The sequence below is a fragment of the Streptococcus parasalivarius genome (genome assembly GCF_054785155.1).
In genome coordinates this window covers 1-1245 of record NZ_BAABOB010000022.1, presented here as the reverse complement: position 1 = coordinate 1245, position 1245 = coordinate 1, and the positions used below count along the sequence as shown (strand labels likewise).

General features: G+C 34.1%; 2 protein-coding genes. Both read left to right on the top strand.

The window, feature by feature from the left end; all coding sequences use genetic code 11:
- A partial coding sequence (locus tag ACYVQ1_RS10210; RefSeq protein WP_461258415.1) for a transposase occupies positions 1 to 188 on the top strand: 188 nt, incomplete at its 5' end.
- 273 nt (positions 189 to 461) lie between these two features.
- A complete protein-coding gene (gene spx / locus ACYVQ1_RS10205; protein ID WP_002886328.1) occupies positions 462 to 860 on the top strand; it encodes a transcriptional regulator Spx in 399 nt (132 codons plus the stop codon).
- Positions 861 to 1245: the final 385 nt, after the last annotated feature.

Genomic DNA, 1245 nt, shown 5'->3' with positions numbered 1-1245 from the left:
AACACGCCAATTTAAAATATAAATTTGGTAACAGACATTTTTGGGCAGAAGGTTATTATGTAAGTACGGTAGGACTTAATGAAGCCACAATTAAGAAATATATTCAGGAACAAGAGAAGCATGATATCGCTTTGGACAAATTAAGCGTAAAAGAATATGAAAATCCCTTCAGGGATAATGGTAAGTAATGCGAATGCCTCTTTGAGAGGCTTGTGACGAGTCAAAAGCAATAAGACTTGAACAAAGTGAAAGCCAGCGTCTTTAGGCGCTGGCTGGTATTATGGGCTTATAGCCCTTGATCAAACCACCCGTTAGACGGGTGGTTATGATTTAATCTAAGTAAAAAAATCTATGATAATTGAAAAAGTCCCCTTAGATTCAAAATAGGTCGCTAGACCGATTTCTTAAACTAAGGACAATGATAAGATAATAGTATCATGTGACAGAAAGAGAGAATTAACATGATTAAGATTTATACAATCTCAAGTTGTACAAGTTGTAAAAAAGCAAAAACATGGTTGAACAACCATCAACTTCCTTATAAAGAACAAAACCTTGGTAAAGAACCACTTACAAAAGAAGAAATCTTAAACATCCTATCAAAAACAGAGAATGGTGTTGAGAGCATTGTTTCATCAAAAAATCGCTATGCTAAAGCTCTAAATTGTGATATCGACGAGCTCAGTGTTAGTGAAGTGATTGATTTGATTCAAGAAAACCCAAGAATTTTGAAAAGTCCAATCTTAATTGATGATAAGAGATTGCAAGTGGGTTATAAAGAAGATGACATCCGTGCGTTCTTACCGCGCTCAATACGAAATGTCGAAAATTCACAAGCACGCATGCGAGCAGCTCTATAAAAAATGAAAAAAGGAGATACTAGAGATCTTCTTTTTACTTTCACTTATTGCATAGAAAATAAGTATTGACATTGGTTCACAAACTTGATAGACTAATAAAGTCTCAAGGAAATTGTTCAGTAACTGAAAAAAGTTTGAAAAAAACTTTAAAAAAGTTATTGACAAGATAAGTCAGAGATGATATTATAAATAAGCTGCTTCGGAAGGGGCGGCGAACACGAGAAGTGAAAAAACTTCGAAAAAAGTGTTGACAAGTTGTTCTAGATTTGCTAGAATATAGGAGTTGTCTTGAGAGAGACAAAGACCTTTGAGAACTGAATAAGAAACCAAGTGCAGGGTTATGATAGAAGAAATTATAACCTGTCAATTTACAAGAATAAATCGT